This window comes from Paenibacillus sp. 23TSA30-6 (assembly GCF_014858585.1).
Classification (GTDB): Bacteria; Bacillota; Bacilli; order Paenibacillales; family Paenibacillaceae; genus Paenibacillus.
Window position 1 is genome coordinate 38763 of record NZ_SLTL01000001.1, and the last position, 25327, is coordinate 64089.

Sequence of the window (25327 nt, forward strand, 5' to 3'; positions counted from 1 at the left end):
ATGAACACGTCAACTCCTTTCGGTTATATACTTCATTACCCTTTTGGAAGGCTCGATAACCGCTCATCCTCGTCATCCCCATCGGCACCATTCAGTAAATCCGTGCCATGTATAAATTCCGCCGGAGCGGAAGGGTCAACAGGGCTGTCCGGGGATACATCATCGGCATCTGGAACGTTTTCCAGTGGAGTATCCGGTCCTTCGGTCAGGTTTTCCCAGTTCGTTTCTGCATTTTGCAGGGAAGGCTCAAAATCGTTGTCATGAAGCTCATCGTTTCTATGATCTCTTTTTGCCATCGTGCTTCAGCTCCTTTGTTCGTTGATTGCTTATTCCGACCTTACCCAAAAGGCAGAACGACTAAACCTGGGGTTAGTGTGTCTGTACGAGGTTGAAATCATGCGAAATCGGAATGTTGCCATTCCTAATGAACGTTTTTTTCGGTAACTGCTGTGATATGATAAAGAGGATATGGAGGGATAGGAATTGGAATGGTATATGTTTGGTCCGATGATTAGCCGTATCCGAGTAGGACAAAAGGCATCTACCCCGGGATTTTCCCGTATCCTGATCCGACGTCCGGAAGGCTTATACTGGTCAGGTGGCAGTCAGTCTGGAAAAGTGGTAGAAATACGCGATTATTTATTTTCGGATATTTGGACGATATATGAGGATGAAGAGTGCGAACCATGGATTGGCCTCAGAGAACAGATGGAGCCACGTGAACAGGACATGATCATAAATCAATATGAAGATTTGACAAAAAATGAGTAAAAAGAACATGATACCCTTCTTATGAAGAAGGTATGAACATCATCGTATAGAATAATATTATTTCAGGACGTTGAAAAATGATAAAACGTATACAAGCTTGTAATCCTACTATGTAACTTTGAGGTGCTTAACATGAGGCTTGTGCCCAAAGCTGTCGCCGCTCTGCTGGCGGTCATTGTAATACTGTTGTCGATAGGCCTACCCGCCTATGCGGCTAAAACGACCCCGGAAATGAAACACCGGATACCTTCTTGGGATATGAGATGGGGAGTGGAAGGGGAGGATGGATCACTCGATGAGGTGCGGGACCCAAGCAAAGTTTGGATGCATATTAATGATGAATCAGAGTTGCCCAAGCAACCCGCGAACACCGGCTCTGCCTGGATTCGTATTCGGCTGCCATCGCTGATTGATGAAACGCCGGCGGTGCTTTTTGAAAATATTTATGGCAGACATATTACGCTGTATAAGGACGGCATCAATTTTTACGAGTCCTATCGCGGGTACAATTATGAAAACAATCGTATTCTGATCCCGCTTAGACCGGAAGACGGCGGTAAAACATTATACATATGGACGGAAAGCAGCAAGAACAGACTGGGCATTATCGGAAATGTGATGACTGGTGATTATCGTGAGTTGCTGGGGACCTTGGTCAGAATGGATGTTCTGGATATCGTACTGGGCAGTACCTTTATATTTATAGCTATGGTGCTGCTGATCTGCTCATTTTTTCTGTTCCGTCCGAGCATGGCAATGTGGCTGTCCCTAAGCGCAATTGTACTGTCTATTGGTTTGATGATCGTGACGTATTCACCTTTCCTGTATACGTTCTATCGCAGCTACGGCAAGCTCTATTTACAGCTTTTTGATGTAGGAATGTTTATTCTCCTTCCTTCACTAGCCTACTTTTTTGAGCAAAACATAAGTTCAATCATACTGATTCGCAAATTTAGAAAAGTGCTGACATTTTACTCTTTGTTCTGCTTTACGATGATGATTGTCAATTTGGGAGCACAGGAACGGTTAAACGACGTATATTATTTTTTTAGTGTATCCGTGCTGAGCGTATTGCTCGTGGCTTTACTCGTACTGCTGGTGTTTGCTTCGGTTCGTATGGCGATCAAAGGGGATCATGAAGCGATCATTTTATCGATAGGCTTTGCTTTTTTCGCAGTCATTTCCATCGGTGAACTGACCTGGTTCTTCCTCAGGGACGGACACTACAATATGTTTCTGTGGAAATGGGGCGTGTTCGGCTTTGTGCTGGCGCTGATAGCAATTTTGGGCAGAAGGCTGGCAGAGAAGCATAAGCAGGTTGTTCGCTATTCCAGAGAGCTGGAGATGTTCAATAATGAGCTTCAGCGTTCGGAGAAAATGGAGATTATTAGCGATCTGGCTGCATCTGTGGCTCATGAGGTACGCAATCCGCTTCAGGTTACCCGTGGATTTCTCCAGTTAATGAGCAAGCAGGAGGATGGTAAGAACAAAGAATATCTGCATATCGCACTGGAGGAGCTGGATCGGGCTTCCGCGATTATTACCGATTTTCTGACATTTGCCAAGCCTGAATTTGAGCAAACCAAAACGTTATCTATCCTGGATGAGTTTAAACATATTGAAGGAATCATTAGTCCGATGGCTAACTTGCAAGGTGGCAAAATTTCTTTGGATATTCCCCAGGAAATCAAAGTGCGCGGGAATTCCTCCAAGTTCAAGCAGGCGTTCATCAATATTATTAAAAACAGTATTGAAGCGCTGCGAGATCAAGGGCATATTCATATATGGGCTTATGTAGAGAACGGAGAAGCTGTTATTCATATTCGGGATAATGGCGAAGGAATGGACGCCCAGACTTTATCGAGACTGGGTGAGCCTTACTTTTCCAATAAGACCAAAGGCACAGGTTTGGGCATGATGGTAACCTTTCGGATTATTGAGACAATGAACGGCAAAATATCCTTCACAAGTGCAAAAGGGGTGGGAACAGAAGCGACCATCCGCTTCCCCGTAGCCGGATAATATCCGGCTTTTTGTGCTAGGGAAAACGGAAGGAAGCTTGCTGAACCCACCCGCATGGTGTTTAAGGAATATAAAACAAGTTTGCTACAAAAACCAATTTACCACATAGAGCGTGGTTTCTGGGATGAAGCGAGCACGCCGGAAGGGTTTGGAGGAATGACCAGATAAAACTGATCGGCTGTTTCCTCTAACGTTTTGATTTGGATATGATCGGGGATCACGACTCCTAACACATCACGAATTGCTGATTTGGGATCGGTCATCAGTTTTTCTCTGAAACTGGCATCCTCCCACGCTTTTTGAATGACTTGTGTTTGAAGAACTTCAGTAGCCATCAAAAATCACCCTCTCATTCAATTGGTTATATTTACCTAGTCAGTATACCACGAAAGTCTCATCAAAATCTAGCATTATTTCATATTTTTGGAGAGCCAAAAATCCAGACCGCCTCTTCGCAAATGCGAACGTCCGGCTTCAATCTCCGCCGCTTCCTCGCACAGCTCTTCTGCGATCGAACGTGTGAACATACGCAGGCCGGGGATGTCCGGCTCCAGATTTTCCAACTGCTGCACCGCTTGATCAGCAATACTTACGTAACTGGCAAGCGCGCCGCGTACATAAATCGCCTCCCGAATCTGTTCCGGTCCAAGACCTTCTCGATAAGCGGTCTTCTGCTCGGCGCTGATATGGGACAAAAGGCAGTTGTAGCTGTTTTCCTCCAAGTCCTCCGACCAGTCGGCCCAGTCATCCGACATTTGAAGTACAATCAGCGCTGTATCTGTCATGTCTGTAATGGCCTGGATCAGATCGGCCCGCCCAGAGAGCAGCAAAGCACCCGTGCCAGCCATTTTTAACGGACTGGCTTTCAGCGCCACCTGATGTCGTTCCCCCTGAAAAAAGTCCTTTGTTCCTTCAGATGTCACACTAACAGCCCATTCACCGATATACGTTCGGGCATACGTCCAAAAAGGCGAGGACGCCGGAAAAAGGTCCCGGTATACGTCCAAACATTCGGTATAGAACAATTGGCTTAAGGCGAGTTGCGTTTTGCGGTTGTCTGCTGCTGTGTCCATCACATCGTCCTGAATCAAATAATGAGCCATGACGAACACGTTGCCTAGTGATAGCTTACGGCAAATTTCGGGAGCCAGCCCGGTGAGTTCTTGCAGCCATAACGGAAGCAAATAGCATATGTAGTTACGCGTGCTGTCTTCCCGTAACGGATTAAAACGGGCCAGATATTCCAAGCCCTGACTCTGAAATGGAGCAGGAAACGCGGCTGTCCGTTCTTCCGCTTGAAGAAAAACTTTTTCCAATTCATCTTTGTATGCAAAATACCATTCCATCGCTATCACCTGCATCTCTTATGGATAATTTTATAGCGATATCTAGTTGTTACCCGCCATTATAAAACAGATTGCAATTTTCAACATTTTGTTATTTTTACATTAAGGATTTTGCGAAAATATGTAGGATGAATAAAAAAAGCAAAAAGAGAAAATATAGAATGAAAAAGAATGAAAGAAGGGTCTGCATCATGAAAAACCAATTGAAATTGACCGCTGCTATCCTATATGGAGGGGTAATGATGTATGGGACTGCGGGGGTCGCCGGAGCTTCCGGTGCTGAACCGGGTAACCAGCTACAAGCTCCCGTTCCCAACGCTTCAAGTCAAGGAGAAGCCTCACAGCGGAATGCTGAGCCACAGGGCCGTCATGAACATGGGCATGTTCACAGACATGGACACGGCAGAGAACCTGGCGGCTGGAACCACCATTTGAATGAGAAGGTCGCCAAGCTTCTGGGTATCACTCCTGCCCGGCTAGAGAATGAGCTGGGACAAGGAAAATCGTTGGTCGATATCGCCAAAAGCAAGGGCATCAAAGAGGAGCAACTGATTGATAAGCTGAAAAATGAAATGACCGTGGATCTGAAACGGCTCGTGAACCGTAAAGGCCCTATTACATTCGACCGTAAGTCCGGGGCTCCACATGAAGCCCAATTGAAGCAGGAGCAGGGGGGAGGGACATCCTCATCCTCGGCTGACGAACATTAGACTAAAAAAGAGATGCCGTTTTACTTCTTTCAAAGAAAGACGGATTGTCGCACTTGGTTTGACAATCCGTCAATAAAAAAACACCCATAAAGGGTGTTTGAAGAATAATCTATTCAAAACAAGCTGAGTATATTTGCCCGATACTGAAAAAGCCTACTGCAGCACTAATAAGTTCAGGACCGGCATCTTTAGCTGAGTATGTTATGGCAAAAGTTAGTGCGCGAGTTACAGTATAGCCATCTTCTCGAGCCATTTTAAATGCTGGGACTAAATTCCCAATAAATTTGGTGATTCCGCCCCCTGCTTTAATCACATCTTTGATTTTAGCAATTTTAGCAAAGGCAAAAGCATTTTCGGCAATAGCTAAGCCCACTTCAGCAATACAACCTACAACCCCTTGAGGAGTATAAATATTTTCCCCATCCGTTACAAATGTCTTCCCAGTTCAAAATTTATGGAGGTTATGTAAAAATGAACATGAAAATGTTATTTTCGCTTATTGTGTTGCTTATTGCTATTGTTGGACTCATTTTTACTCAGTTTAAAAATGAAAATATCAATATTATTTACAGTTTAGCTGGGATTATTTTAATTGTGATATTCTTTATACTTCTTTCAAAAAATGAAAAAAAGAAGAAGTAGACCATTGTTAACAAAATTCTAAGCCGATCCAAGTATGAAAGACTGCCCCGTATGTCTGATAAGGACCAGAACATTTAGCAACTAAATAACCAGTCGCCCTGTAATCAATCAGCGACTGGTTATTTAGTTGCGCGTGAGTATGAGCTGAGCGGCACCTATAACAGCTTTTTAAGCTGGGAAATACGGCCTTGGGATACGCCAAGCCATTCAGCATAGTCGCCTTGCTTGGCTGTTGGATGCTCACTCATGAGTCTTCTTAGTTGTGCAGCCAATTTTTTTGAAGACGACCGATTTGCTCTTTTTTCTTTGTACGGTTCCTTAACAGAAGGAGCAGGAATTTGACTCACACCTATGTTTCCTTTCAGGTCGAGTATGCATTTTTTACATAAAAATGAATCCCTGAAATAGGTTAAATCCTTAACCGAACTGCACAAGTTGCAGGAGACTCCAATATACTTCCGCATACTCAAAAATCCTGTTTCAACATCTAAATAAAATTCTAAAGGATCGCCAGCTTTAATACCCATAGAGGCCCGCATTTCTTTAGGAACAACAATCCGGCCTAACGTATCCAAGGGACGTGTCATACCTGTATTTTTCAAGTGATCTTCTCCTTTTATTTTCTTAACAGGTCACCTGCCTGATCGAACATTTTTGGTATGAGCTGACTTACACGGGCTTTGGATGACTCTTGAGCATATATCTACAGCTTGTACATATAAGAGAACCCTTAAAGTAACTTAATCCCTCGGTAGATTGACAAAACTTACAAGACTGACCAATGTATTTTTTTAGGGATATCGTACCCGATTTTTCATCTGCAAAAAATTCTACAGCGTCATTTGAACTAATATCACAGGTTATGAGTATTGCTTTGGGAATTACGAGTCTACCAAAAGTTTCTAAATTTCTTGTCATTTTTACGGCCATCATCCAATACTCTCCTATTAAAAAGATAAAAAGCAATAAAATAATAGTATTTATTTTTGTGCCAAAAGATGGTATTGTCATGGATAGACAAAATATTAAATTATACTATACATTCCCAAACTATAATTTTTATTGAAATTGGAATCCTATGAAAACGCTGAAAGGGTGGTTTATCCATGGAAATCACACCTACGATACGAGCAGAAATTCAAACCTATCTAAAACGAAAAGGCTTAACCATGACCGAGTTTGGTCGCATTATTGATTTGAATGTAGGTACAGTTAGTAGCATTGTGACGGGCAATCGTTCTATTTCTGTTCACCAATTGGATTGCATTACTGCGGGAATGAATTTACCACTGGATTATTTTTACGAACGTTACATTGAAGAGTGCATTGAAGAATCTCCACTCAACTGGAAAAAGATCTGCCCATTCCTATACCGATGCATTGAGCTAGGGCGACTGGACTGCTTGCAGCGAGTTGTAATTCTGTTGTTGGATAATCCTAGTTATCCGCCGTCGCTCTTTGAAGTTGCAGAAAATGTGTATAAAGACGGCTACAATGAAGCAGCGGCATACCTGTACAAGAAGGTGGCTGAAAGTGAGAAGCACCAGCATTCAGAGCGATTGGCGATCTGCCAGTATCGCTTGTTCCAAATCAATATTGGACAGGATAGAACTGTAAATCTTCAAGCTGCCATTGAATTTGCTCCTTTTGTTGATCGCTTGGACGAGGTAGAGCAATTAGATGCTTTAAAAGATTTAGCGAACATACATCGTTCATTGAATCATTGGGACACTGTATATGAGTTAGCTCGGGAAATGGGGCGTAGAGCAACAATACAGTATAAGTCAAATCGCGAACGCTACGAAAAAAAGAAACCAAGCAGACCGCTTTTTGTATATATATCTTACGCAGACCTGTTGTGCGCAGCCGTTTGTCATGCTCAGGGAGATTACGTACAAGGTCTCAAGTACATCCAGGCTCACTCCAATTTAAGTTGGGTAAAGGAAAGTGATCCAGAAACACAACATTGGATCGGTTTGTTTCAAGGATGGGGAAAAATCAATACATGTGTAAATCGGCTGATGGCAGGTGATGCTACTGTCTTACCGGAATACGTAGAGTATATGGAAGGCAAAGATGAAATTTTTGCCGAACTCTTAAACATCGTAGAAGCAGCCAATCGGTATAATATTGATATAGATCATATCCTGAAACACTTTGAGCCTCAAATTGCAGTCTATAAAGAGCCAACGTCTGCTGATATGTATACTCAGCAAGTCTTGCCTGAGGAAGCTGCGCGGTTTTGGTACAAGTTAGCTAAGTACAGCCTAAATAAAGGTAGATATCCATATGGTTTCAAATGTTTAATAGACGCATTGGAAAAATCTGATAAAATAAATAATGCACAGCTCTCTCATACTTGCGCAGGTTTATTTGATCATTTCAGAGCTTGTGCCGATCCTGAAATACTGGATCAGTACGAAAAATTGTCACAGGAGGTGTGGAAAAAAAATGATCAAAAAGATGGCTTTTCTTTTGGTAATGACTAGCTTCTTATTGGTATTCGCAGTACCAATCCAAGGCTTGAATCAAGGTCATGGAACGATTTCTACAACTGGAATCATCGGCGGTGCATAATTCGAGTGTTAACACTGGACCAGCTTATTGCTGGTCTTTTTTTGTATTATTTTGTAATTTTTTGGCTCAAAAAAGGATATGAGATATTTGTTCATTATCTCCTAAAATGAGATTCATTAGGAGGGATGCATGATGAACAGGGATGAAACATTAACGTTAATTCAACAGATGGAACACGCCAGACAACACTTGCATGATCTTTACGAAGAGTATGGCTTCGGACACGCTTGTGTACTTGAGCAGTCTATACTTTTGGATGAACTGATTAATCAGTACAACCGTATGTTTCAGACCAAGAAGCAATCTCACTATGTTTTGGGTCAAATCATTGACAAAGACGATGCTATATTCAGTCCATCCCCCCATTCTTTTTATTGAAAACTGTGACTTCTCCCTCATAACGTTTATCATTATTCTATATAATGACTTATTTTAAAATAAAATACATGTTCATGGAATAATATGTTAATAAGTTAGGGAGATGCATACTTTGCATTCGCAATAGTAGCCAGGCTGGCATATAAAATGTAGAAAGTATAGCTGCTAAATGATATTGCTGTACTTTTGGAAATTCTTTATTAGTCATATAGCAAAATTGGAACTTATACATACTGGGAGTTGATTAATAAAGACCATTCCTGTCTTGGAAAGAGGTGGTCACTTATTATTTATTCCATTTAATTAGAGTGAGTTCAGATTAGTTTAGGTAAAACAAAATTTCATGAGAGAGAAGGTTATGAATATGACAAGTATTAAAAAAGCTTCATTATTATCTGTTTTGTCTTTAGCCGCTGCCATTCCATTAACTGCTTCTGCCGCAGCTACGACCGATCTTGCACCAGCTACAACAGACTCAGTACAAGTGACTCAGTCTGCAAATGAATCGACAGATGTGAATACGCCAAAAGTGGGGGATCATGTTATTACTCCTCAGGAAACTAAATCGGTGGTCAATAGAACTCTTCGTAATACAGAGCTTACAGAGGATTTTGAAATTTCTTCAAGATATGGATATGTTAAAGTATGGATACGTAATGACGGCGACCAACCAATTAAGTTTTCCGTAAATCAAGGTTCACCATCAGGTACGCAGAAGCTTTCTGGAACTGTAAAACCTGGCCAGATTTATAGTGAAGTTAGCTCGAATGCTTGGTCTACCGGTAAGTTTTATGTGAGCCTTACCTCAGGTAATGCTTACATGTCTGGTGAACTCGCAGTTCGTATAGGTACTTCACGGGGAGAATTGTAATTATCTCATAGTTGTTTTGAAGATGGATCAGGTCGGCCAATGTGTCGGCCTTTTTCATTAGAGAGGGGCTACCCTCGAAGTATACTTTTTACACCCATGAGTGTAATTCAGCCAGAAAAGGATAATTGTTTTTAATCTAGCTTAGAGCAGGACATTCCCGGAATGAATCGGGAGTGTCCTTTTTTAGGATGTAGCATCTCTTTTTCTATTAGCCAAGCTCCTGCGTGCTTTTGGAAGCGCGTTTGGAGGAAAGCGGCTGGAGCCGAAACGGCCAGGTCAAGCGCTGTTTGCCTTTTGAGCCGACAATCCAGTTGCCTCCCGGCAGATGGGCGAACAGCCAACTGATGCCGAGAGAAACGCTTGCCACGACGGCAAACGTAAGCAGTGTCGCCGTAAAATGATGATCGCCCAGTGAAAGCGGGCGGGTGTAATAGGATATAAAGGCTAGCACGAGTGCATGGGCCAGATATCCCCCGAAGGAATAACGTCCGATCCAGTTCAGCATACGGCGGAACGGCTCGGAGCGCTGGTCTTTTTGCAAATGGAGCAGCAGTCCATATAACAAAAGCAACTGTGAGACAATAAGTACAAAGGTACTTGGCTTGAGATAGGTGGAAATGTTCAGATTGATCGTATCGCCGGACTGGATCAGCATCGTGTGACCCATAAGCATGAACAGACCAATAAAGACAAATACATTCCACGGTAACGTCTGCTTAGCCAGCCCCCGCCACGTATCCGTCATATAGGCACATACCGCGCCTAGCATAAAATAGAAGAAGTACATGACAAAGTTGTAGGTGCGGTAATCCAGCAGAGTCTGCCAAAGGGACGGTAACTTGGTGCTCCATGTAGACATGTCATAGTAGGACCATTGCAATAGCAGAGCATAAGCCGCCGCTGCTGTAAGCATCACAGTCAGAACGAGCTGTTTTCGTTTTTTGGTGCTGTAGCGACGGAGAAACGTTTGCACATGTCCGGCTGCTTTTGAAAATAAAGGAAATAAAATATAAAACTGAAAAATCATCACTACAAACCATAGATGATATCCGCTGACAGGTATAATCATTTCCTCGAACATGCCCTTGTAAAAATAAATATTTCCCCACTGCGCCGTTGACCAGTTCTGGTTACACACCCAATAAACAACCGTCCAGCAGAGAAATGGAACATAAATATCTCGAAACCGTCTGCCAATGTAACGGGGATAGCCAATCGGTTTGTTACCATTATAAAAAAGCAGCGCCGCCGACAGGAAAACGAACGTCGGTGTGCCAAATCGTGTCAAATGGTACAGCATCGCGAGCATAACGGAATCCGGCTGCTGGATATCGCTGCGGTAAATATATTCGCCAATGCAATGCTGAAGCACGACAGCGAGGTAGGCAAGACCCCGCAGTTCTGTCCACTCCGCGATACGCGGCTTGCTCATCCATATCACTCCTTTTCCCAAAGAAATCGTATACCTTTTCCATAACACAATTTAGGTATTGTAACGCAGGAATATTAGTGCAGGATTAACGTTACCTGAAAGTTGGAAGAGTGGAAGTAGTTCCAATTTGATATGATTGCGTTTACAATCTAAGTAAAATCACAGTAAATTCACAACTTGAGGATACGCACGGAAGAGGTGGGAAAATGAAAAAAACGCTATTGGTATATATGCTGCTGATTGCGGCCTTTGCGCTCTATGTGTTCAGGTATGAACAATCCGGGCCGTTGAATGGCACTTGGGAGGAAAAAGGACTGCGTGGCAGCATCGGAGAAACGTATATCATGATTACGTTCCAGTCCGGCTTGGAGTATTGGAAAAGCGGGCTTAAGGGCTTTGAGGATGCCGGGGATGCCATGGGCGTGACCGTGGAGTATCGGGGGGCTACGCGTTATGATGCGCAGGAACAGACGACCGTGATTGAGCAGGCGATTGCCCGGAAGCCCGCAGGGATTGCGATTTCTGCGATTGATCCGCACTCGTTGATCCCGGCGATTAATAAAGCGCTGGATGCGGGCATTCCTGTGGTGCTGTTTGATGCAGGAGCACCGGGGAGCCGGGCGTATTCTTTTTTGGGAACCGATAATTATAAGGCGGGTGTGACCGCTGCGGATAAAATGGCGGAGCTGTTGGGACGGGAAGGTGAAGTCGCCGTTCTGACCCTGCCCGGTCAGCAAAATCATGAGGAACGCTCGCGCGGCTTTCGCGATACCATTCAGCGGCAGTATCCTGCCATGAAGGTGGTGGAAGTGGCAGATGGTCGCGCAGACGCGATGGTATCCCGGGATGAGTCTCTTCGGCTGATGAAGGCTTATCCGAAGCTGGCGGGAATGTTTGTGACCGAGGCGACGGGAGGAACAGGTGTCGGTGAAGCGGTGTTGAGCCAAAAGAGCCGTCGTCCGCTGAAAATCATTTCTTTTGATACCAATAAAGCGACCTTGGACATGATCAGAAGTGGCACGATCTCAGCGACCATTGCTCAGGGAACGTGGAATATGGGCTATTGGTCGCTTCAATACCTGTTTCATCTGCACCATCATTTGACGATTCCGGCCCCTTCCTCCTCCGGTGACAATGCCCCGCTGCCCGTTCGGGTGGACACAGGAATATCCGTTGTTACACGGGCGAATGTAGATGATTATTATGCGAAATGATGATCAATGGAAGCGTATACGCGCATGGATGGATCAAAGGATGCAGCGTTTGCGCTTACGCAATATGCCTTTGCGGTATCAGCTTATGTTGTTATTCCTGTTTTTTGGCATCGTACCTTCACTGGGACTAGGACTGCTGGTCAACTGGACGGTGGAACGGATTATTGAGCGGCAGGTGGAAAACCATACAATGCAGCTCATTGGCAAGGTAAATGAAGCATTGGATACCAAAATGGAAAATTTGCAGAATATGACGTATCTGATTGGATTTAACCCGGATATCGGGGAGTTTTGGCAAGGACGGACGCTGGCTGACGGTCACACGGGTAAAGTAGCGCAGTCGGTTACGCAGGAGAAGCAGCAAGGCGAGCGGGAACAGGATACGCTGTATGGGATGAAGCAATTTTTGCAGGGCTTTACCACGTTATATCCCGAGATTGCGGGTATTTTAATCGTGAACGAACACGGCGACTATATTAGTAATGAAATGTATGCTCGAAGCGCAAGCAGTCTAACTCAAGAAGACTGGTACAAACAGGCGGCGCAGCATGCAGGTATTTTTACCGTGCTGGGACAGCCGAGCCACCGTAATGTGACGACTCATGTTCGGTACAAGGACAGTGAAATTGTGTCTGTCGTCCGGTCGGTGACGGATTCGGAAAATGGACGTGTGCTAGGCGTGATTATGATTGATCTCAAGCTACGGGCCGTATCGCAGGCCGCCAGAGATGTAACCTTGGGCAAAACCGGGTATTTAATGGTGACAGATGCGAAGGGACGCAGCGTGTACATGCCGGATATGCCGCTGATTGAGCGTATTCCCCCGGAATGGTTTGGGGCAGGTGACAGCGGGATGTTTACCCGTGAAGCCGGAGGTCGGGAACTGCTGTTCATGTTCCGTGCTTCCGAATTTACGGGCTGGAGAACGGTAGGGGTATTCCCGGCAGGGGAATCGACACTGGAGGTACGGCAAATTCAATTTTATGTCGTCTGCTTTGTTTTCATTGTATGTCTGTTCGGGCTGACGGCATCCTTGCGATTGTCGCGCTCGATTGCACAGCCGATATTCCGTCTGATGTCCTATATGCGGACAGCAGAGACGGGGGATCTTACGGTTCGGCAATGGAGTGACCGCGGGGATGAAATTGGGATGCTCGGCAGGAGCTTCAACCGGATGCTGGAGCAAATTCGCCGTTTGATGACGCTTAGCGAGCTAAGGGAGCGCCAGAAGCGGGATGCCGAGCTGCGTAGCCTACAGGAGCATATTAAGCCTCACTTTTTATACAATACATTGGATACAATTCATTGGATGGCTCGTAAAAACGGGGCAGACGACGTGTCCGATATGGTGGGGGCGCTATCGAGATTGTTTCGCCTCGGGTTGAGCAAAGGGGATGACTTTATTCCGCTACGCAGCGAGCTTGAGCATATATCGAGCTATATGCAAATCCAGCAAACCCGGTATCGGGACAGACTCCGCTGGGAATTAAACGTACCCGAGGAGCTAGGAGAGCTGTTCGTGTTGAAGCTGATGCTTCAGCCTGTGGTGGAAAATGCCATTTACCACGGCATCAAGGCCAGGCGCGGTCCCGGCACGATTGGGGTAGAAGCGCGGATTGAGGGAAATAAGCTGCTGCTGACGGTACGTGATGATGGCGCAGGGCTGACGGTGGAACGGTTGCGGGAGCTGAGGGGTTTGCTGGAAGCGCCGCTGGAGGCGATGGAAGGGCAACAGAAGCCAAACGTTACCAGTGCGAACGGCAGAAGCTATGGCATGCTGAATGTACAGGCGCGTATACGGCTATCTTTTGGTGAGGAATATGGAATTGTATTGGACAGTGAAGAAGGAGCAGGCACCTGCGTTACGATTGTTCATCCGTTGCTGCGGGATATGGCACAATTGAAGAAGTCTCATGAAAAAGGAGCGGATCAGGATGACGAAATCAAACGCCACAGGCACCTCGACAACGACGAGTCTGACGGACAAGGCCATAACAGAAGTGACAACGATGACGGCAAAACGTTACACCAAAAAACGTTATCAGGTGCTGATCGCAGATGATGAGCCGATCATTCGAGAGGGCATACGAGATTGCGTAGACTGGGCGACTCTCGGCATGGAGGTTGCGGGTGAGGCGGAGGATGGCGAAGAAGCGCTGGAGCTGGCAGTACGGCTTTGCGTCGATATTTTGCTGGTCGATATGAATATGCCGTTCATGGACGGCATTGAGCTAATCCGACGGCTGCGGGAAGAATGCCCGGAATGTCGTTGCCTGATCATTTCCGGTCATGATGAATTTGCTTATGCGCAGGAGGCTGTCCGACTTGGCGTGGAGGATTATATATTGAAGCCGGTAGATGCAGGACAGCTTCACGCTGCGCTGTCGCGACTCGGTGGGCGGCTGGAAGAAGAGCGCAAGCGTGCTGCCTATGTAGAACAGGCCGCCGGGCAGATTGAGCGGAATATTCCGTTGCTGCGCCAGCGCTTTTGCCTGGAATGGCTGGAAGGACAGAACACGGGAAAAGACGTGATGGAACAACTGGCGTTTTTACGTCTTCCATCTCGGTCACCCGTTCAGATCGGCGTTGTACGGTGGCCTGCGGCAGAGGCGCGGCAGACGATTATGCGTGAGAATGACCGCCAACTGTTTCTTTTTGCCGCTGAAAATATCATTGGCGAGTTGCTGGATGGCCTGCCGCATGTATTGTTCCGCGATGCAAACGGGCTGATCGGCATATGCCTGTGGCAGGAGGCACCCGAAGCCATCGGCGCAACGATGGAGCAGGCTATCGGGCGCTACCTGAATATAGCGGTTCATACGCATGTGAAACGAAACGCCAGGGGCTTGGAAGGCGCGGTTGATGCGTTCCAAGTGTGCCGTGATCGTGTATACAGCGAATCGCAGCTATCTCCACTCGTGCGTCGGGCGCGACAGCTTATTCAGGAAGGCTTCGCAGACCGGGAACTGACACTGGAATCCCTCGCCTCACGTTTACAGGTATCCGCCGTATATCTCAGCCGTGTGCTCAAAAAGGAGTTAAACGATAGCTTCGTGACCCTCGTCACGCGCGCCCGTATCCGCAAAGCGGTGCAACTGCTCGACTCCACGACGTTGTCCATCTACGATATAGCAGAGCGTACCGGATACGATAGCCAGCATTATTTTAGCACCGCTTTTAAAAAGACCATGGGTGTTTCCCCGGTTCAGTACCGCAAAGGCGGTGGAATCGGGGTCAGCGTGACGGATCAGGAGTGAGCTGAAAAATGTGTGTGTAATCACACCAGCGCGTTTGGGGGTCTGTTAAGCTGTGGATAACGAACAAGTATCTATCAATATTTGGAGGAAAACGATATGTTTTGTTATCAGTGTGAACAGACGCCGAGTGGCGGGTGTACCGTAGTTGGGGTGTGCGGCAAGAATGAAACGATAGCGAGCTTGCAGGATACGATGATTTTCGCATTAAAAGGCATTGCGGCCTATGCGACACACGCTCGACAGTTGGGCTATAGCGATCCCGAGGTGGATCGGATCACGCATGAAGCGTTATATATGACCTTAACCAATTCTAACTTTAATGTACAAGAGCATTTGGAAATGGCGATGAAGGTCGGAAATGCGGCTGTACGGATCATGGATGTGCTGGATCATGCGCATACGGATCGTTTTGGCATTCCGCAGCCGATTACTGTTAGCCAAAATAAAATCGAAGGCCAATGCATCGTCGTGACCGGACATAATTTATATGCGCTGGAGGAATTGCTGCGGCAGACGGAGGGTAAAGGCATCAACATCTATACCCACTCAGAAATGCTGCCTGCCCACGGTTATCCGGCATTGAAGAAATATGCACATCTCAAAGGGAATATCGGTAAAGCCTGGTACGATCAGCGCAGACTGTTTGAGGAATTCCCGGGTGCGATTCTCGCCACGACGAACTGTGTGATGCCGATTAAAGGCACATATGCAGACCGCTTCTTCTCTTATGAAGTAGCCGGGCTGGAGGGCGTCGCCAAGATTATGGATGACGACTTTTCACCATTGATCGAGCGTGCGTTAGCCCTGCCAGCCGCAGATGTAGATTCGGAGCAGGTGCTTACGACGGGATATCATCACGAGACGGTTATCGGGCTGGCTCCCGAGATTATTCAGGCGGTTAAAGATGGACATATCCGTCGTTTCTTCGTCATTGCAGGCTGCGACGCACCAGGTAAAGGCGGCAACTATTACCGCGAGCTGGCTACTTCCTTGCCGAACGATACGGTTATTTTAACCACGTCCTGTGGCAAATTCCGCTTTAATGATGTGGACTACGGTACTGTGGGGGACACGGGGATTCCGCGTTATATTGATCTGGGGCAATGCAACAATTCCGGCTCTACGGCGAAAATCGCTCTGGCGTTAGCAGATGCTTTCGGCTGTACGGTGAACGAGGTGCCAGTCAGCATCGTGTTGTCCTGGTTTGAGCAAAAAGCGGTTGCCATCCTGCTAGGCTTGTTCAGCCTTGGCATCCAGGATATTCGCATTGGACCGAAGCCGCCTGAGTTTATTTCTTCTGGCGTACTGGATGTACTGGTGGAGATGTTTGGCTTGAAGCTGATTACTACAGCGGAGGAAGATATGAAAGCAATGCTGGCGTTGTCGTAGGGGCGACAGACATAACGGTTTGCTTAATTCTTTATGGAACTGTTCGCCTGTAATTCTTTGCTTTATGAGAGGTCGTGTGATCGCACGGCTTCTTTTTGTTTCTATCTTAGAAGTGGATTTTATATATTTGTGAATCCATTTTTTAAGAATAAAAAACCGATTATAACTACCTAATTTGTAGTCTAATCGGCTTAATCCAAAATAAAATATTTAAAATCGCTCTTCATATTCAACAACGGATGGTAACATCCCTTTTCTCATCTCATCAGCCAAAATCGAAACATTCATTTGCACGCTAGAAGCGGTGTACTCATCAGAGCATCCCGACTTATGGCAACATAGGAAAGGGACATTACGAATAACATATTTGTTTCCGCCAGACTCGCTCCAAGAGATGTTTTTCATTTGTTCTTCCATCATTGTTCCGCATCTGCAATGAATCTTATCTGCCACAATAGCCATCGCAACCCCTCCTTATTCAATAACAATATTATAGCACATCGGTACAGCTTATAAACATAATCAGGAATCCATCCCCCCTAATTCTTGTTTGAAAGCTCTAAGCTTGTTTCCGATTTCTACCTAATTTTAAATTTCTCCCCATATCCAGCATGAATCAGCGTGTAGGCAAGGTTTGTGAATCCTTTCCATTCGGCCTGATGATCCACAATATCACTTTCAATAACTAATTGAATAACAAGTAATATACTATCGAAGGTTGGGGGTGCTTCCTTTGGCAATTTATCTACTCGGACAGCAATTCTTTCTCTTGCATGTCGGGAGAAGATGATAATATCACCCTTAACTAACTCTCGGTTATCCTTAGAAGCTACCAAGCCATTTTTCAGTCTTAATACAGTTTCTCGTTGTTCAATAGTTAATTGAATTTTCAAACCTTTATCAAGCATCATCCATTCTTCAAATGTTTTACTTGGAGAAGCTTCTAATATTACTGTTTGCTGCGCATCTGTTAAATTAACGATGTCTTGAAAATGAATTGTTTGGTCACGTAAAGGAATCTCAAAGCTCACACCGTACACCCTTTCCAATCTAACGTTGAATCTTTCAGCTTTTACACTATTATACAATAATCGATAGATTATAACGTAAAAACATCGAAAAAATAACGTAAAGAGCTATTTCCTTTATTGATGACTTCATCTCATTCCATTCATGACAAAAAGAGTGGTTCATCACCACTCTTTATTAATCTTTCCAAGATAGGCTTAATGTTCATCAATTCTCATAAATATGTCCGTAAGAATCTTCAATGCCAGCTCAGTATCTTTGGATTCACGAGTTCTTAGCAGAGTCAAAATGGTTTTTATACTCGAATCTTCTTCGGCAAGCTCATCATTTTCCTTTACATATGTAAGCAACTGATAAACGCCCACGTTCAATGCCTTCGCTATTTTCTCCAGATTTTTCAAAGATATATTTCTCTCTGCGCGCTCAATAAAACCGATATAACTCGAATTGAATCCTGCTTTCTCGGCTAAAGCTTCTTGGGAAAGCCCTTTGGACTTCCGAATATCCCGAATGCGTGTACCGACTAAATCTAAAATTTCAGACATGATTACACCTCTCTATAGTAAGGATTTTACAAAATTCGATTCCAATCGCTCCAAAGTGCAATATATAGACGAACTAGACCCTTTCGATCTATATATTATTTATTGGAAGTCGCTTATTGGATTTTTGCAAAATCTTCTAGTTAGAAGTGTAGAGAAAGAGTTACTTCTAATTAATAACTGTTAATAAGTAAATTGAATTAAAAACTACTATATAGTAATATTTATTTTAAAGCTTGTCCGATAGCTAGAAATTTGTACATTTTGATCGTTCTTTATTGGTACTACGATGCCTTTACTGCTCTTTAAATCCAAATTCAGGAGTTGACTCCCGTGAAAAATGACTCCTTAAGCAACCACCTACATAGTGATCCAGATTCCATACAGCCTAATCATAGCGACCCCAACATATTGAATTGCATGATGGATTTTCAAAAGCTGGCTCAATATCAGATTAAGCTTGCACAGATCATGCGCAATCATCATCAATTTCACAACTGCCTCGTTCTTTGTGACCGGGCGATGTTTTCTATGGCTAAGGCCGTTTATGTTCACCGAAATCAAATCATTCTATCCTCCATTAACCTATCTATTACCGACCTGCCAACTTTAATCCACACAGATACTGAGCCGAATTTGGATATGGTGCTGTTTATCAGTACAGTGCATTACCTTATTTCAGCAGAGGATCATGCATATAACAAGCCAATGAAGCTGGAGGAGGTAGATAGGCTACTTTTTAGAACAGATCATATTTTAAACCGTTTATCTCGGCGAATTATAGCTGATCCGGTTGAGCGGTATCAATCTATTTTTATAAAGAAGCAGTCCATGAAGTAGTTAAATATATTTAGAGAGTGAGGAAAAAATAAGGGGATAATATAGTTTGTTTTATGAAAAAAAGGGATTTTTTAATCTAGATTCTAAAGAGAACATTGATCTTATTATATGGACTTCCATATTGTGATATAGGGCATTAGGGCATGTTATATTTTTACTAATATAAAGACAGCACTAGAATGTTCACAGTGGTGTTATCCCCTTCACGTAGACTCGAATACATTGGGGGAGATCGTAGTGCGTATAAATCAGTATTAAGATACTAAGAAGATAGTTGAGGTGCAGAAGCCAGGAAAAAATTGTAGAAAAAAAGGGGATTTATGCTATAGTTTAGATTAAGACTAGCACGCACCATAAAATATATAGACTTTTCAGTAATGCAAAGATAGGAGTTGCAATATGGAATTTTTATATTTTACAGAAAAAGTGGATTTTATTAATAAGAGCGAGATTGAGAAAGTTAAGTATACCGCTTACTTTAAAAACAAAATTGATAATAAAAATTCATTTTTATTACAAGAAGTTACCAGTCTATTAAGTGCAATTGGACACCCAATATCTAATGTTTCCCGTTTGAAAACTAATTTATCTAAATCGAAAGATTTTAAGAAGGTAGGTAACAACGGAGAATATATACTCTCTCCTGGTATAAAACAAGCATTAAAGCTTGAATGTGAACCTTATATCGAAAATACTGAGGAGATTTTCTCTAATAGTGAAGTCCTAGATGAAACATTGTTTTTAGGCTACAGAACTTATTTAGATAGATTGATCACCCAAGTTAATGCGTGTTATAGAAACCATTTGTACGATGGATGTGCCGTGATGATGCGACGTGTTTTTGAAATATTACTAATACACTCTTTTGAGCATCATGGAATTAAGCAAGAAATTCAAGATGGACATGGTAATTATGTGATGCTTGAAAGAATAGTTTCTAAAGCAATTGAAAGTAAAACACTTCACATATCTAGATCAAAAAATGATTATAATTCAATAAGAGAAATTGGGAATTATGCTGCGCACAAAATTTACTATAATACAAAAAAGAAAGATATTGATGATATTAAGCAAACTTACCGAGCTTGCTTAGAGGAACTGCTTTATAAATCAGGTTTGAAAATTTAGGAGGTAGTTTATGACCAACAGAATCAAAATTAAATTTGGACAAATCGAATTTGAAGCTGAAGGTGATAGCGAGTTAATTGAACGTGAACGCGAACAATTTTTTAGTTTGTTACCACAAGCTATGCTTTCAGTATCTCCTTCAATTACTGTTATAGAGCAACCAAAACCATCAGTGGATATTTTATTAGATACAGATACTCCGCAACAGTCACTTCCTACAGGCCAGACATACGAGAGTCTTATAACTTTTCTGAAAGCTAAAAATTTTCAAAGCGATGTTGAAAGAGTATTGGGTGTGGCATATTATATTGATCAAATTGAAAAATCGGGTCCTGTAACAGCAAGAGAGATTGAAACCAAATTATTGGAAGCTAGACAGGGGAAACCAAGTAATACCAGTCATGTTATTAACCAAAATATAAAAAAGGGCTATCTTTATGAACATTCAGAAAAAAAAGAAGGTGTTAAATCTTTTTTTGTTTTGCAAGCTGGGATTGATTACTGTGAATCTTATGTTCCAACTGATAATACTTCAAAGAAAAAAGATGTTAAGCTTAGAAAACTACGTGTAACTAAAGAGTCATCTCTACTCCAATTTTCTCTGGATGAATTAAATTTGGAGAAATACATTGATGTATCTTCTATAGAGAACTTTGTAGAGCAGGCTTTAGTTATAATGTTAATATACACTAATGAAAAGAACATTGAATATTTTTCATATTTGGATATAGAATCAGTAATGAAGCAAAAATTTAAAATATCAGCTACTAATAGAAAAGTTAGATATGTATTTGATAAAGGCGGCACGAAGTTTGACAAAAAAATAGAAAAGGGTATCACATACCACAGAATGCTGTCTGGTGCAATTAGAGAAGCTGAAAGTATTGTAACTCGAGAACAAAATAAATTAATCTAAACAAACAATAAAAGTTAATTTTCATATATAGCCAAAACTATGAAATTAGATTGTTTATATATTGTTAAATGGAGAAAACATATATTTTTCAAAACTGAAATAAAGGTAACTCTATTATTAAAGGGTTATCTTTTTTTTGTTGTATTAACTTATAAATTCAATCGAAGCAGTACAAACTTAATCCCCCCAGCTCTCTCCCCCCACACAAAGGTTAAAATTTTATAAAAAAAGTTCAAAACCAGCAAAGACCTTTCCTGGCTTGGAATGATACCATGTGGTTGCACATAAAAAAAGGAGAGGCGTTCATCGCCACTCTATTGTAAGCGCTATCTATTTTCTTCTCTAATCAGCACTTACCTTTAAAATGACCCGCATCACATGAGGAAAGGGGAACTTCATATGAAAAAAGGAGCTATTGTCGTCTGGCTTCTGGTTTTGGCCTTGATGCTTTCGGCCTGTAATTTGGCGGAGAGTGGAACGGGCAGCAAGGAAAAAGGTTATGTGGGCATTTCCATGCCGACCAAATCGTCCGAGCGTTGGGTAGGGGACGGAGAGAATATGGTCCGGCTTTTTCAAGAACAAGGCTATAAAACAGATTTACAGTACGCCGAGGACGTGGTGGAAAACCAGATTGCCCAAATTGAAAATATGATTACCAAGGGCGTGAATGTCATGGTGGTTGCTTCCGTGGATGGGAACACACTGACGGATGTAATCCAGAAGGCGCACGACCGGGGGATTCAGGTCATTTCCTATGACCGTCTGATTCGAAACACGCCGTATTTGACGTATTATGCGACCTTTGACAATTTTCAGGTGGGCGTGCTACAGGCGTCATATATTGAGAAAAAGCTGGGACTCAAAGAAGGCAAAGGCCCCTTCAATGTAGAGCTGTTCGGCGGTTCACCGGATGACAACAACGCGTATTTCTTCTTTAACGGCGCGATGTCTGTCCTCAAGCCATACATCGATTCCGGAAAACTGGTTGTGCGCAGCAAGCAAATGACGATGGCGCAGATCGCTACGCTGCGGTGGGATGGAGCTTTGGCCCAGTCGCGAATGGATAATCTGCTGAGCGCCTACTATTCGGGGGAGAATCTGGACGCGGTGTTATCTCCATATGACGGAATCAGCATCGGCATTATTTCATCCCTCAAAGGGGTTGGCTACGGAACAGCGAACAAGCCGCTGCCGATCATTACGGGGCAGGATGCGGAGCTGGCTTCGATCAAGTCGATTGTGGCCGGGGAGCAGACGCAAACCGTGTTCAAGGATACCCGCAAGCTGGCTGAGCAAACGGTAGTGATGGCCAACAGCATTTTACAGGGCAAGCAAGCGGAAGTGAATGATGCCGAATCGTATAACAACGGAATAAAGGTAGTTCCTGCTTATTTGCTTGATCCGATCTCGGTGGATCGGACGAATGTCGAAAAGGATATTGTCGGCAGTCATTATTACACCAAGGAGCAAATCGGACTGAAATAAGAGCAGGCTATTCAAACCGAAAGGAGCGTATCCCATGACTGGAATCATTTTGGAAATGAAGGGAATTACCAAGACCTTTCCCGGCGTGAAGGCGTTGGAAAATGTAAATCTCAAGGTCAAGGAAGGCGAGATCCATTCCCTGTGCGGTGAGAACGGTGCGGGCAAATCGACGCTGATGAAGGTACTGAGCGGTGTATATCCGCATGGAACCTACGAAGGGGATATTGTTTTTCAGGGTAAAACGTGCGAGTTCAAGGATATCAAGCAGAGCGAGGAATTGGGTATTGTCATTATCCATCAGGAGCTGGCGCTAATCCCGTATCTCTCGATTGCGGAAAATATTTATCTGGGCAACGAACGCGCCAGCGGCGGCGTGATTGATTGGAAAGAGACTTTTGTCGGCACACGCGAACTGCTGTCCAAGGTCGGCTTAAGCGAAAATCCCAATACATTGGTTACGAACATCGGGGTCGGGAAGCAACAACTGGTCGAAATTGCGAAGGCGCTCTCTAAAAAGGTGAAGCTGCTTATTCTCGATGAACCGACAGCGGCGTTGAATGAGGACGACAGCGAAAATCTGCTTCATCTGATGCTGGAATTTAAAAGACAGGGCATTTCCTGCATTCTCATCTCCCACAAGCTAAATGAGGTCGCCAAGGTATCGGATTCGATCACGATTTTGCGGGATGGGAAGACGATTGAGACGCTGGATATGAAAAAAGATCAGGTCACGGAGGACCGGATTATTAGCGGGATGGTTGGACGTGATCTGACCAGCCGTTACCCGGAGCGCCATGCGGAGATTGGCAAGGTCATTTTGGAAGTGAAGGATTGGACGGTGTATCACGAGCATCATGCGGAGCGCAAGGTGCTGGATCAGGTGAATTTGAATATCCGGCGCGGTGAGATTGTCGGTATTGCCGGGCTAATGGGGGCGGGACGGACCGAGCTGGCGATGAGTATCTTTGGCAAGTCGTATGGACGCAACATTTCCGGCCAACTGATCAAGGAAGGCAAGCCGATCCAGAACAACACGGTAACAGACGCGATCAACAACGGTTTTGCCTATGTCACGGAGGATCGCAAGGAGTATGGCCTTATTCTGATGGACGATATCAAGCGCAATATTTCGCTGACCGGCCTGAACAAGCTGACGAAGGGCATTGTCGTCAATGAGCAGGAGGAAGTGATCGTTGCCGAGGATATGAAAAAGAGCATGAACATCAAAGCGTCGAGCATTTTACAGAAAACGGGCAATCTGAGCGGCGGTAATCAGCAGAAGGTGGTACTGAGCAAATGGATTTTTGCCGGGCCGGATATTCTGATTCTGGATGAGCCGACGCGTGGCATTGATGTAGGTGCCAAATATGAAATTTATACGATTATTCATCGACTTGCAGCCGAAGGCAAGGGTGTACTGGTCATTTCGTCTGAGCTGCCAGAGGTACTGGGCTTGTGTGACCGGATTTACGTCATGAACGCCGGGCGGATTACCGGAGAGGTTAGCCGTGAGGAAGCGTCGCAGGAAACGTTGATGAGATATATGACCAAGTCGGGAGGCGTGAAGCATGGAAACCATAACTAAACTATTTAAAAATAACATCCGCCAATATGGCATGATGATTGCGCTGGTCGTCATAATGATCTTGTTCGAGGTACTGACGGGCGGCCTGCTGTTGAAGCCGATTAATATTACGAATCTGATTCTGCAAAACAGCTACATTCTCGTGCTCGCCATCGGGATGGTGCTGGTCATCATCACGGGACATATTGATTTGTCTGTCGGCTCGATAGCTGCTTTTGTAGGTGCAGTTGCAGCCATTATGATGGTCGATTGGCAGCTTCCGGCGTGGATCGCGGTGATTGCATCCTTGGTAGTCGGAGCGCTGATCGGCGCGTGGCAAGGCTTCTGGGTCGCTTATGTACGGATTCCGGCGTTTATCGTGACGTTGGCGGGGATGCTGCTCTTTCGCGGCTTGACGATGATCGTGCTGAAAGGTCAATCCATCTCTCCTTTTCCGGGTGGCTTTCAAAAAATCAGTTCAGGCTTCCTGCCGGATTTCGCTTCTTCCGGTTATAACCTGGTATCCGTCATTGTCGGCATCGCGCTCACGGTATGGTTTATCGTCAATGAGCTTCGCGAACGCCGTTCCCAGCTTAAATATGGATTCGAGGTTCCGTCACAGACTTTATTTGTACTCAAGCTGATTGTGGTCGCTGCTGTCATCAATCTGTTCACCTTCATGCTCGCGAGCTACGCGGGGATCCCGAACATTCTCGTGCTGCTGTTTATTCTGATCGTCGTATACTCCTTCGTCATGAACCGCACGGTTATGGGCCGACATGTGTATGCGCTGGGCGGAAATGAAAAGGCGGCGGGTCTATCCGGTGTCAAAACGAAAAAGGTAACGTTCTGGGTATTCGTCAACATGGGCGTGCTGGCCGCCATTTCCGGTCTGATCTTCGCTGCACGCCTGAACGCGGCTACGCCGAGAGCAGGTACGAACTTTGAGCTGGATGCCATCGCAGCTTGCTTTATCGGTGGGGCTTCGGCATCCGGCGGGATCGGAACGGTTTTCGGAGCGATTATCGGTGGTCTGGTTATGGGCGTACTGAATAACGGCATGTCCCTGATCGGTCTGGGCATTGACTGGCAGCAAGGCATCAAGGGCTTGGTGCTGCTGCTGGCGGTAGCCTTCGATATTTACAACAAAAACAAAAGGTCGGCTTAAACTTCATATTCCATTATCGTATAAAAGGAACCTCCAGTCCCACTTA

General features: G+C 44.4%; 26 protein-coding genes. 17 read left to right on the forward strand and 9 right to left on the reverse strand.

What is annotated here, in order from left to right; translation table 11 throughout:
• Positions 1–35: 35 nt before the first annotated feature.
• Positions 36–296 (reverse strand): hypothetical protein, encoded by a 261-nt coding sequence (locus E0698_RS00195; RefSeq protein ID WP_192510211.1) that lies wholly within the window; start codon positions 294–296, stop codon positions 36–38.
• Between the two features lie 187 nt (positions 297–483).
• Here E0698_RS00195 and E0698_RS00200 point away from each other — a divergent pair, with 187 nt between their 5' ends.
• Together E0698_RS00200 and E0698_RS00205 are read left to right on the forward strand one after the other, a co-directional pair.
• On the forward strand, positions 484–771 hold the full coding sequence (locus E0698_RS00200; protein WP_192510212.1) for a hypothetical protein: 288 nt from the start codon (positions 484–486) through the stop codon (positions 769–771).
• A gap of 132 nt (positions 772–903) precedes the next feature.
• A complete protein-coding gene (locus E0698_RS00205) occupies positions 904–2793 on the forward strand; it encodes a sensor histidine kinase (RefSeq protein WP_192510213.1) in 1890 nt (629 codons plus the stop codon).
• A 98-nt stretch (positions 2794–2891) separates the two neighbouring features.
• Here E0698_RS00205 and E0698_RS00210 read toward each other — a convergent pair whose 3' ends face one another.
• Positions 2892–3128, reverse strand: coding sequence for an NHLP leader peptide family RiPP precursor (locus E0698_RS00210; protein ID WP_149096110.1), 237 nt, complete (start codon positions 3126–3128; stop codon positions 2892–2894).
• A 75-nt stretch (positions 3129–3203) separates the two neighbouring features.
• Positions 3204–4139 (reverse strand): hypothetical protein, encoded by a 936-nt coding sequence (locus E0698_RS00215; RefSeq protein ID WP_192510214.1) that lies wholly within the window; start codon positions 4137–4139, stop codon positions 3204–3206.
• Between the two features lie 191 nt (positions 4140–4330).
• On the opposite strand from E0698_RS00215, the gene E0698_RS00220 reads away from it, so the two are divergent.
• The gene (locus E0698_RS00220) at positions 4331–4849 is read left to right on the forward strand and encodes a hypothetical protein (RefSeq protein ID WP_192510215.1); all 519 of its coding nucleotides are present in this window, start codon (positions 4331–4333) and stop codon (positions 4847–4849) included.
• Positions 4850–4958: 109 nt separating this feature from the next.
• Here E0698_RS00220 and E0698_RS00225 read toward each other — a convergent pair whose 3' ends face one another.
• Positions 4959–5222: a hypothetical protein gene (locus E0698_RS00225; protein WP_134910934.1), complete on the reverse strand. Its 264-nt coding sequence runs from the start codon at positions 5220–5222 to the stop codon at positions 4959–4961.
• Positions 5223–5320: 98 nt separating this feature from the next.
• On the opposite strand from E0698_RS00225, the gene E0698_RS00230 reads away from it, so the two are divergent.
• Entirely contained in the window at positions 5321–5491 is a 171-nt protein-coding gene (locus E0698_RS00230) for a hypothetical protein (RefSeq protein WP_187644947.1), read from the forward strand.
• Between the two features lie 155 nt (positions 5492–5646).
• Here E0698_RS00230 and E0698_RS00235 read toward each other — a convergent pair whose 3' ends face one another.
• A complete protein-coding gene (locus E0698_RS00235; protein WP_192510216.1) occupies positions 5647–6093 on the reverse strand; it encodes an AbrB/MazE/SpoVT family DNA-binding domain-containing protein in 447 nt (148 codons plus the stop codon).
• A gap of 504 nt (positions 6094–6597) precedes the next feature.
• On the opposite strand from E0698_RS00235, the gene E0698_RS00240 reads away from it, so the two are divergent.
• The 3 genes from E0698_RS00240 to E0698_RS00250 all read left to right on the forward strand — a co-directional run bounded on the left by E0698_RS00240 (position 6598) and on the right by E0698_RS00250 (position 9317).
• Positions 6598–7980, forward strand: a complete 1383-nt coding sequence (locus E0698_RS00240; protein ID WP_192510217.1) for a helix-turn-helix domain-containing protein — start codon at positions 6598–6600, stop codon at positions 7978–7980.
• Positions 7981–8200: 220 nt separating this feature from the next.
• Entirely contained in the window at positions 8201–8446 is a 246-nt protein-coding gene (locus E0698_RS00245) for an aspartyl-phosphate phosphatase Spo0E family protein (RefSeq protein WP_192510218.1), read from the forward strand.
• 364 nt (positions 8447–8810) lie between these two features.
• Positions 8811–9317 (forward strand): hypothetical protein, encoded by a 507-nt coding sequence (locus tag E0698_RS00250; RefSeq protein ID WP_238353805.1) that lies wholly within the window; start codon positions 8811–8813, stop codon positions 9315–9317.
• A gap of 208 nt (positions 9318–9525) precedes the next feature.
• On the opposite strand, the gene E0698_RS00255 is transcribed toward E0698_RS00250, so the two are convergent.
• Complete coding sequence (locus E0698_RS00255) at positions 9526–10749, reverse strand: acyltransferase (RefSeq protein WP_192510220.1); 1224 nt, start codon at positions 10747–10749, stop codon at positions 9526–9528.
• A 206-nt stretch (positions 10750–10955) separates the two neighbouring features.
• Here E0698_RS00255 and E0698_RS00260 point away from each other — a divergent pair, with 206 nt between their 5' ends.
• The 4 genes from E0698_RS00260 to hcp all read left to right on the forward strand — a co-directional run bounded on the left by E0698_RS00260 (position 10956) and on the right by hcp (position 16609).
• Positions 10956–11963 carry a substrate-binding domain-containing protein gene (locus E0698_RS00260; protein ID WP_134910918.1) on the forward strand — a complete coding sequence of 336 codons (1008 nt, stop codon included), beginning with the start codon at positions 10956–10958 and terminating at the stop codon, positions 11961–11963.
• Positions 11944–14025: a cache domain-containing sensor histidine kinase gene (locus tag E0698_RS00265; RefSeq protein ID WP_443146896.1), complete on the forward strand. Its 2082-nt coding sequence runs from the start codon at positions 11944–11946 to the stop codon at positions 14023–14025. The genes E0698_RS00260 and E0698_RS00265 overlap by 20 nt, the downstream gene beginning before the upstream one ends.
• On the forward strand, positions 13973–15220 hold the full coding sequence (locus E0698_RS00270; RefSeq protein WP_238353824.1) for a response regulator: 1248 nt from the start codon (positions 13973–13975) through the stop codon (positions 15218–15220). Before E0698_RS00265 ends, E0698_RS00270 begins: the two co-directional genes overlap by 53 nt.
• A 96-nt stretch (positions 15221–15316) precedes the next feature.
• Positions 15317–16609, forward strand: coding sequence for a hydroxylamine reductase (gene hcp / locus E0698_RS00275; protein WP_149096118.1), 1293 nt, complete (start codon positions 15317–15319; stop codon positions 16607–16609).
• A 210-nt stretch (positions 16610–16819) separates the two neighbouring features.
• On the opposite strand, the gene E0698_RS00280 is transcribed toward hcp, so the two are convergent.
• The 3 genes from E0698_RS00280 to E0698_RS00290 form a co-directional block, all read right to left on the reverse strand.
• Positions 16820–17071, reverse strand: coding sequence for a hypothetical protein (locus E0698_RS00280; protein ID WP_192510222.1), 252 nt, complete (start codon positions 17069–17071; stop codon positions 16820–16822).
• A gap of 116 nt (positions 17072–17187) precedes the next feature.
• Complete coding sequence (locus E0698_RS00285) at positions 17188–17640, reverse strand: hypothetical protein (RefSeq protein WP_192510223.1); 453 nt, start codon at positions 17638–17640, stop codon at positions 17188–17190.
• 195 nt (positions 17641–17835) lie between these two features.
• Positions 17836–18183 (reverse strand): helix-turn-helix domain-containing protein, encoded by a 348-nt coding sequence (locus E0698_RS00290; RefSeq protein WP_192510224.1) that lies wholly within the window; start codon positions 18181–18183, stop codon positions 17836–17838.
• A 330-nt stretch (positions 18184–18513) separates the two neighbouring features.
• Between E0698_RS00290 and E0698_RS00295 the strand changes: the two genes are divergently transcribed.
• The 6 genes from E0698_RS00295 to mmsB all read left to right on the forward strand — a co-directional run bounded on the left by E0698_RS00295 (position 18514) and on the right by mmsB (position 25281).
• Positions 18514–19020, forward strand: coding sequence for a hypothetical protein (locus E0698_RS00295; RefSeq protein WP_192510225.1), 507 nt, complete (start codon positions 18514–18516; stop codon positions 19018–19020).
• A gap of 399 nt (positions 19021–19419) precedes the next feature.
• Positions 19420–20148 carry a DUF4145 domain-containing protein gene (locus tag E0698_RS00300; RefSeq protein WP_192510226.1) on the forward strand — a complete coding sequence of 243 codons (729 nt, stop codon included), beginning with the start codon at positions 19420–19422 and terminating at the stop codon, positions 20146–20148.
• Positions 20149–20158: 10 nt separating this feature from the next.
• Positions 20159–21064: a hypothetical protein gene (locus tag E0698_RS00305; protein WP_192510227.1), complete on the forward strand. Its 906-nt coding sequence runs from the start codon at positions 20159–20161 to the stop codon at positions 21062–21064.
• A 399-nt stretch (positions 21065–21463) separates the two neighbouring features.
• Complete coding sequence (chvE, locus tag E0698_RS00310) at positions 21464–22549, forward strand: multiple monosaccharide ABC transporter substrate-binding protein (protein WP_192510228.1); 1086 nt, start codon at positions 21464–21466, stop codon at positions 22547–22549.
• 34 nt (positions 22550–22583) lie between these two features.
• Positions 22584–24134: a multiple monosaccharide ABC transporter ATP-binding protein gene (gene mmsA, locus E0698_RS00315; protein WP_192510229.1), complete on the forward strand. Its 1551-nt coding sequence runs from the start codon at positions 22584–22586 to the stop codon at positions 24132–24134.
• Entirely contained in the window at positions 24118–25281 is a 1164-nt protein-coding gene (gene mmsB / locus E0698_RS00320; protein WP_149094420.1) for a multiple monosaccharide ABC transporter permease, read from the forward strand. The genes mmsA and mmsB overlap by 17 nt, the downstream gene beginning before the upstream one ends.
• Positions 25282–25327 lie beyond the last annotated feature (46 nt).

Bases quoted from the DNA above. Each gene is read 5' to 3' on its own strand.
- E0698_RS00195 (WP_192510211.1), bottom strand. From the start codon at position 296: ATGGCAAAAAGAGATCATAGAAACGATGAGCTTCATGACAACGATTTT.
- E0698_RS00205 (WP_192510213.1), top strand. From the start codon at position 904: ATGAGGCTTGTGCCCAAAGCTGTCGCCGCTCTGCTGGCGGTCATTGTA.
- E0698_RS00210 (WP_149096110.1), bottom strand. From the start codon at position 3,128: ATGGCTACTGAAGTTCTTCAAACACAAGTCATTCAAAAAGCGTGGGAG.
- E0698_RS00215 (WP_192510214.1), bottom strand. From the start codon at position 4,139: ATGGAATGGTATTTTGCATACAAAGATGAATTGGAAAAAGTTTTTCTT.
- E0698_RS00220 (WP_192510215.1), top strand. From the start codon at position 4,331: ATGAAAAACCAATTGAAATTGACCGCTGCTATCCTATATGGAGGGGTA.
- E0698_RS00230 (WP_187644947.1), top strand. From the start codon at position 5,321: ATGAACATGAAAATGTTATTTTCGCTTATTGTGTTGCTTATTGCTATT.
- E0698_RS00240 (WP_192510217.1), top strand. From the start codon at position 6,598: ATGGAAATCACACCTACGATACGAGCAGAAATTCAAACCTATCTAAAA.
- E0698_RS00245 (WP_192510218.1), top strand. From the start codon at position 8,201: ATGAACAGGGATGAAACATTAACGTTAATTCAACAGATGGAACACGCC.
- E0698_RS00250 (WP_238353805.1), top strand. From the start codon at position 8,811: ATGACAAGTATTAAAAAAGCTTCATTATTATCTGTTTTGTCTTTAGCC.
- E0698_RS00255 (WP_192510220.1), bottom strand. From the start codon at position 10,749: ATGAGCAAGCCGCGTATCGCGGAGTGGACAGAACTGCGGGGTCTTGCC.
- E0698_RS00260 (WP_134910918.1), top strand. From the start codon at position 10,956: ATGAAAAAAACGCTATTGGTATATATGCTGCTGATTGCGGCCTTTGCG.
- E0698_RS00265 (WP_443146896.1), top strand. From the start codon at position 11,944: ATGATTATTATGCGAAATGATGATCAATGGAAGCGTATACGCGCATGG.
- E0698_RS00270 (WP_238353824.1), top strand. From the start codon at position 13,973: ATGACGGCAAAACGTTACACCAAAAAACGTTATCAGGTGCTGATCGCA.
- hcp (WP_149096118.1), top strand. From the start codon at position 15,317: ATGTTTTGTTATCAGTGTGAACAGACGCCGAGTGGCGGGTGTACCGTA.
- E0698_RS00280 (WP_192510222.1), bottom strand. From the start codon at position 17,071: ATGGCTATTGTGGCAGATAAGATTCATTGCAGATGCGGAACAATGATG.
- E0698_RS00290 (WP_192510224.1), bottom strand. From the start codon at position 18,183: ATGTCTGAAATTTTAGATTTAGTCGGTACACGCATTCGGGATATTCGG.
- E0698_RS00300 (WP_192510226.1), top strand. From the start codon at position 19,420: ATGGAATTTTTATATTTTACAGAAAAAGTGGATTTTATTAATAAGAGC.
- E0698_RS00305 (WP_192510227.1), top strand. From the start codon at position 20,159: ATGACCAACAGAATCAAAATTAAATTTGGACAAATCGAATTTGAAGCT.
- chvE (WP_192510228.1), top strand. From the start codon at position 21,464: ATGAAAAAAGGAGCTATTGTCGTCTGGCTTCTGGTTTTGGCCTTGATG.
- mmsA (WP_192510229.1), top strand. From the start codon at position 22,584: ATGACTGGAATCATTTTGGAAATGAAGGGAATTACCAAGACCTTTCCC.
- mmsB (WP_149094420.1), top strand. From the start codon at position 24,118: ATGGAAACCATAACTAAACTATTTAAAAATAACATCCGCCAATATGGC.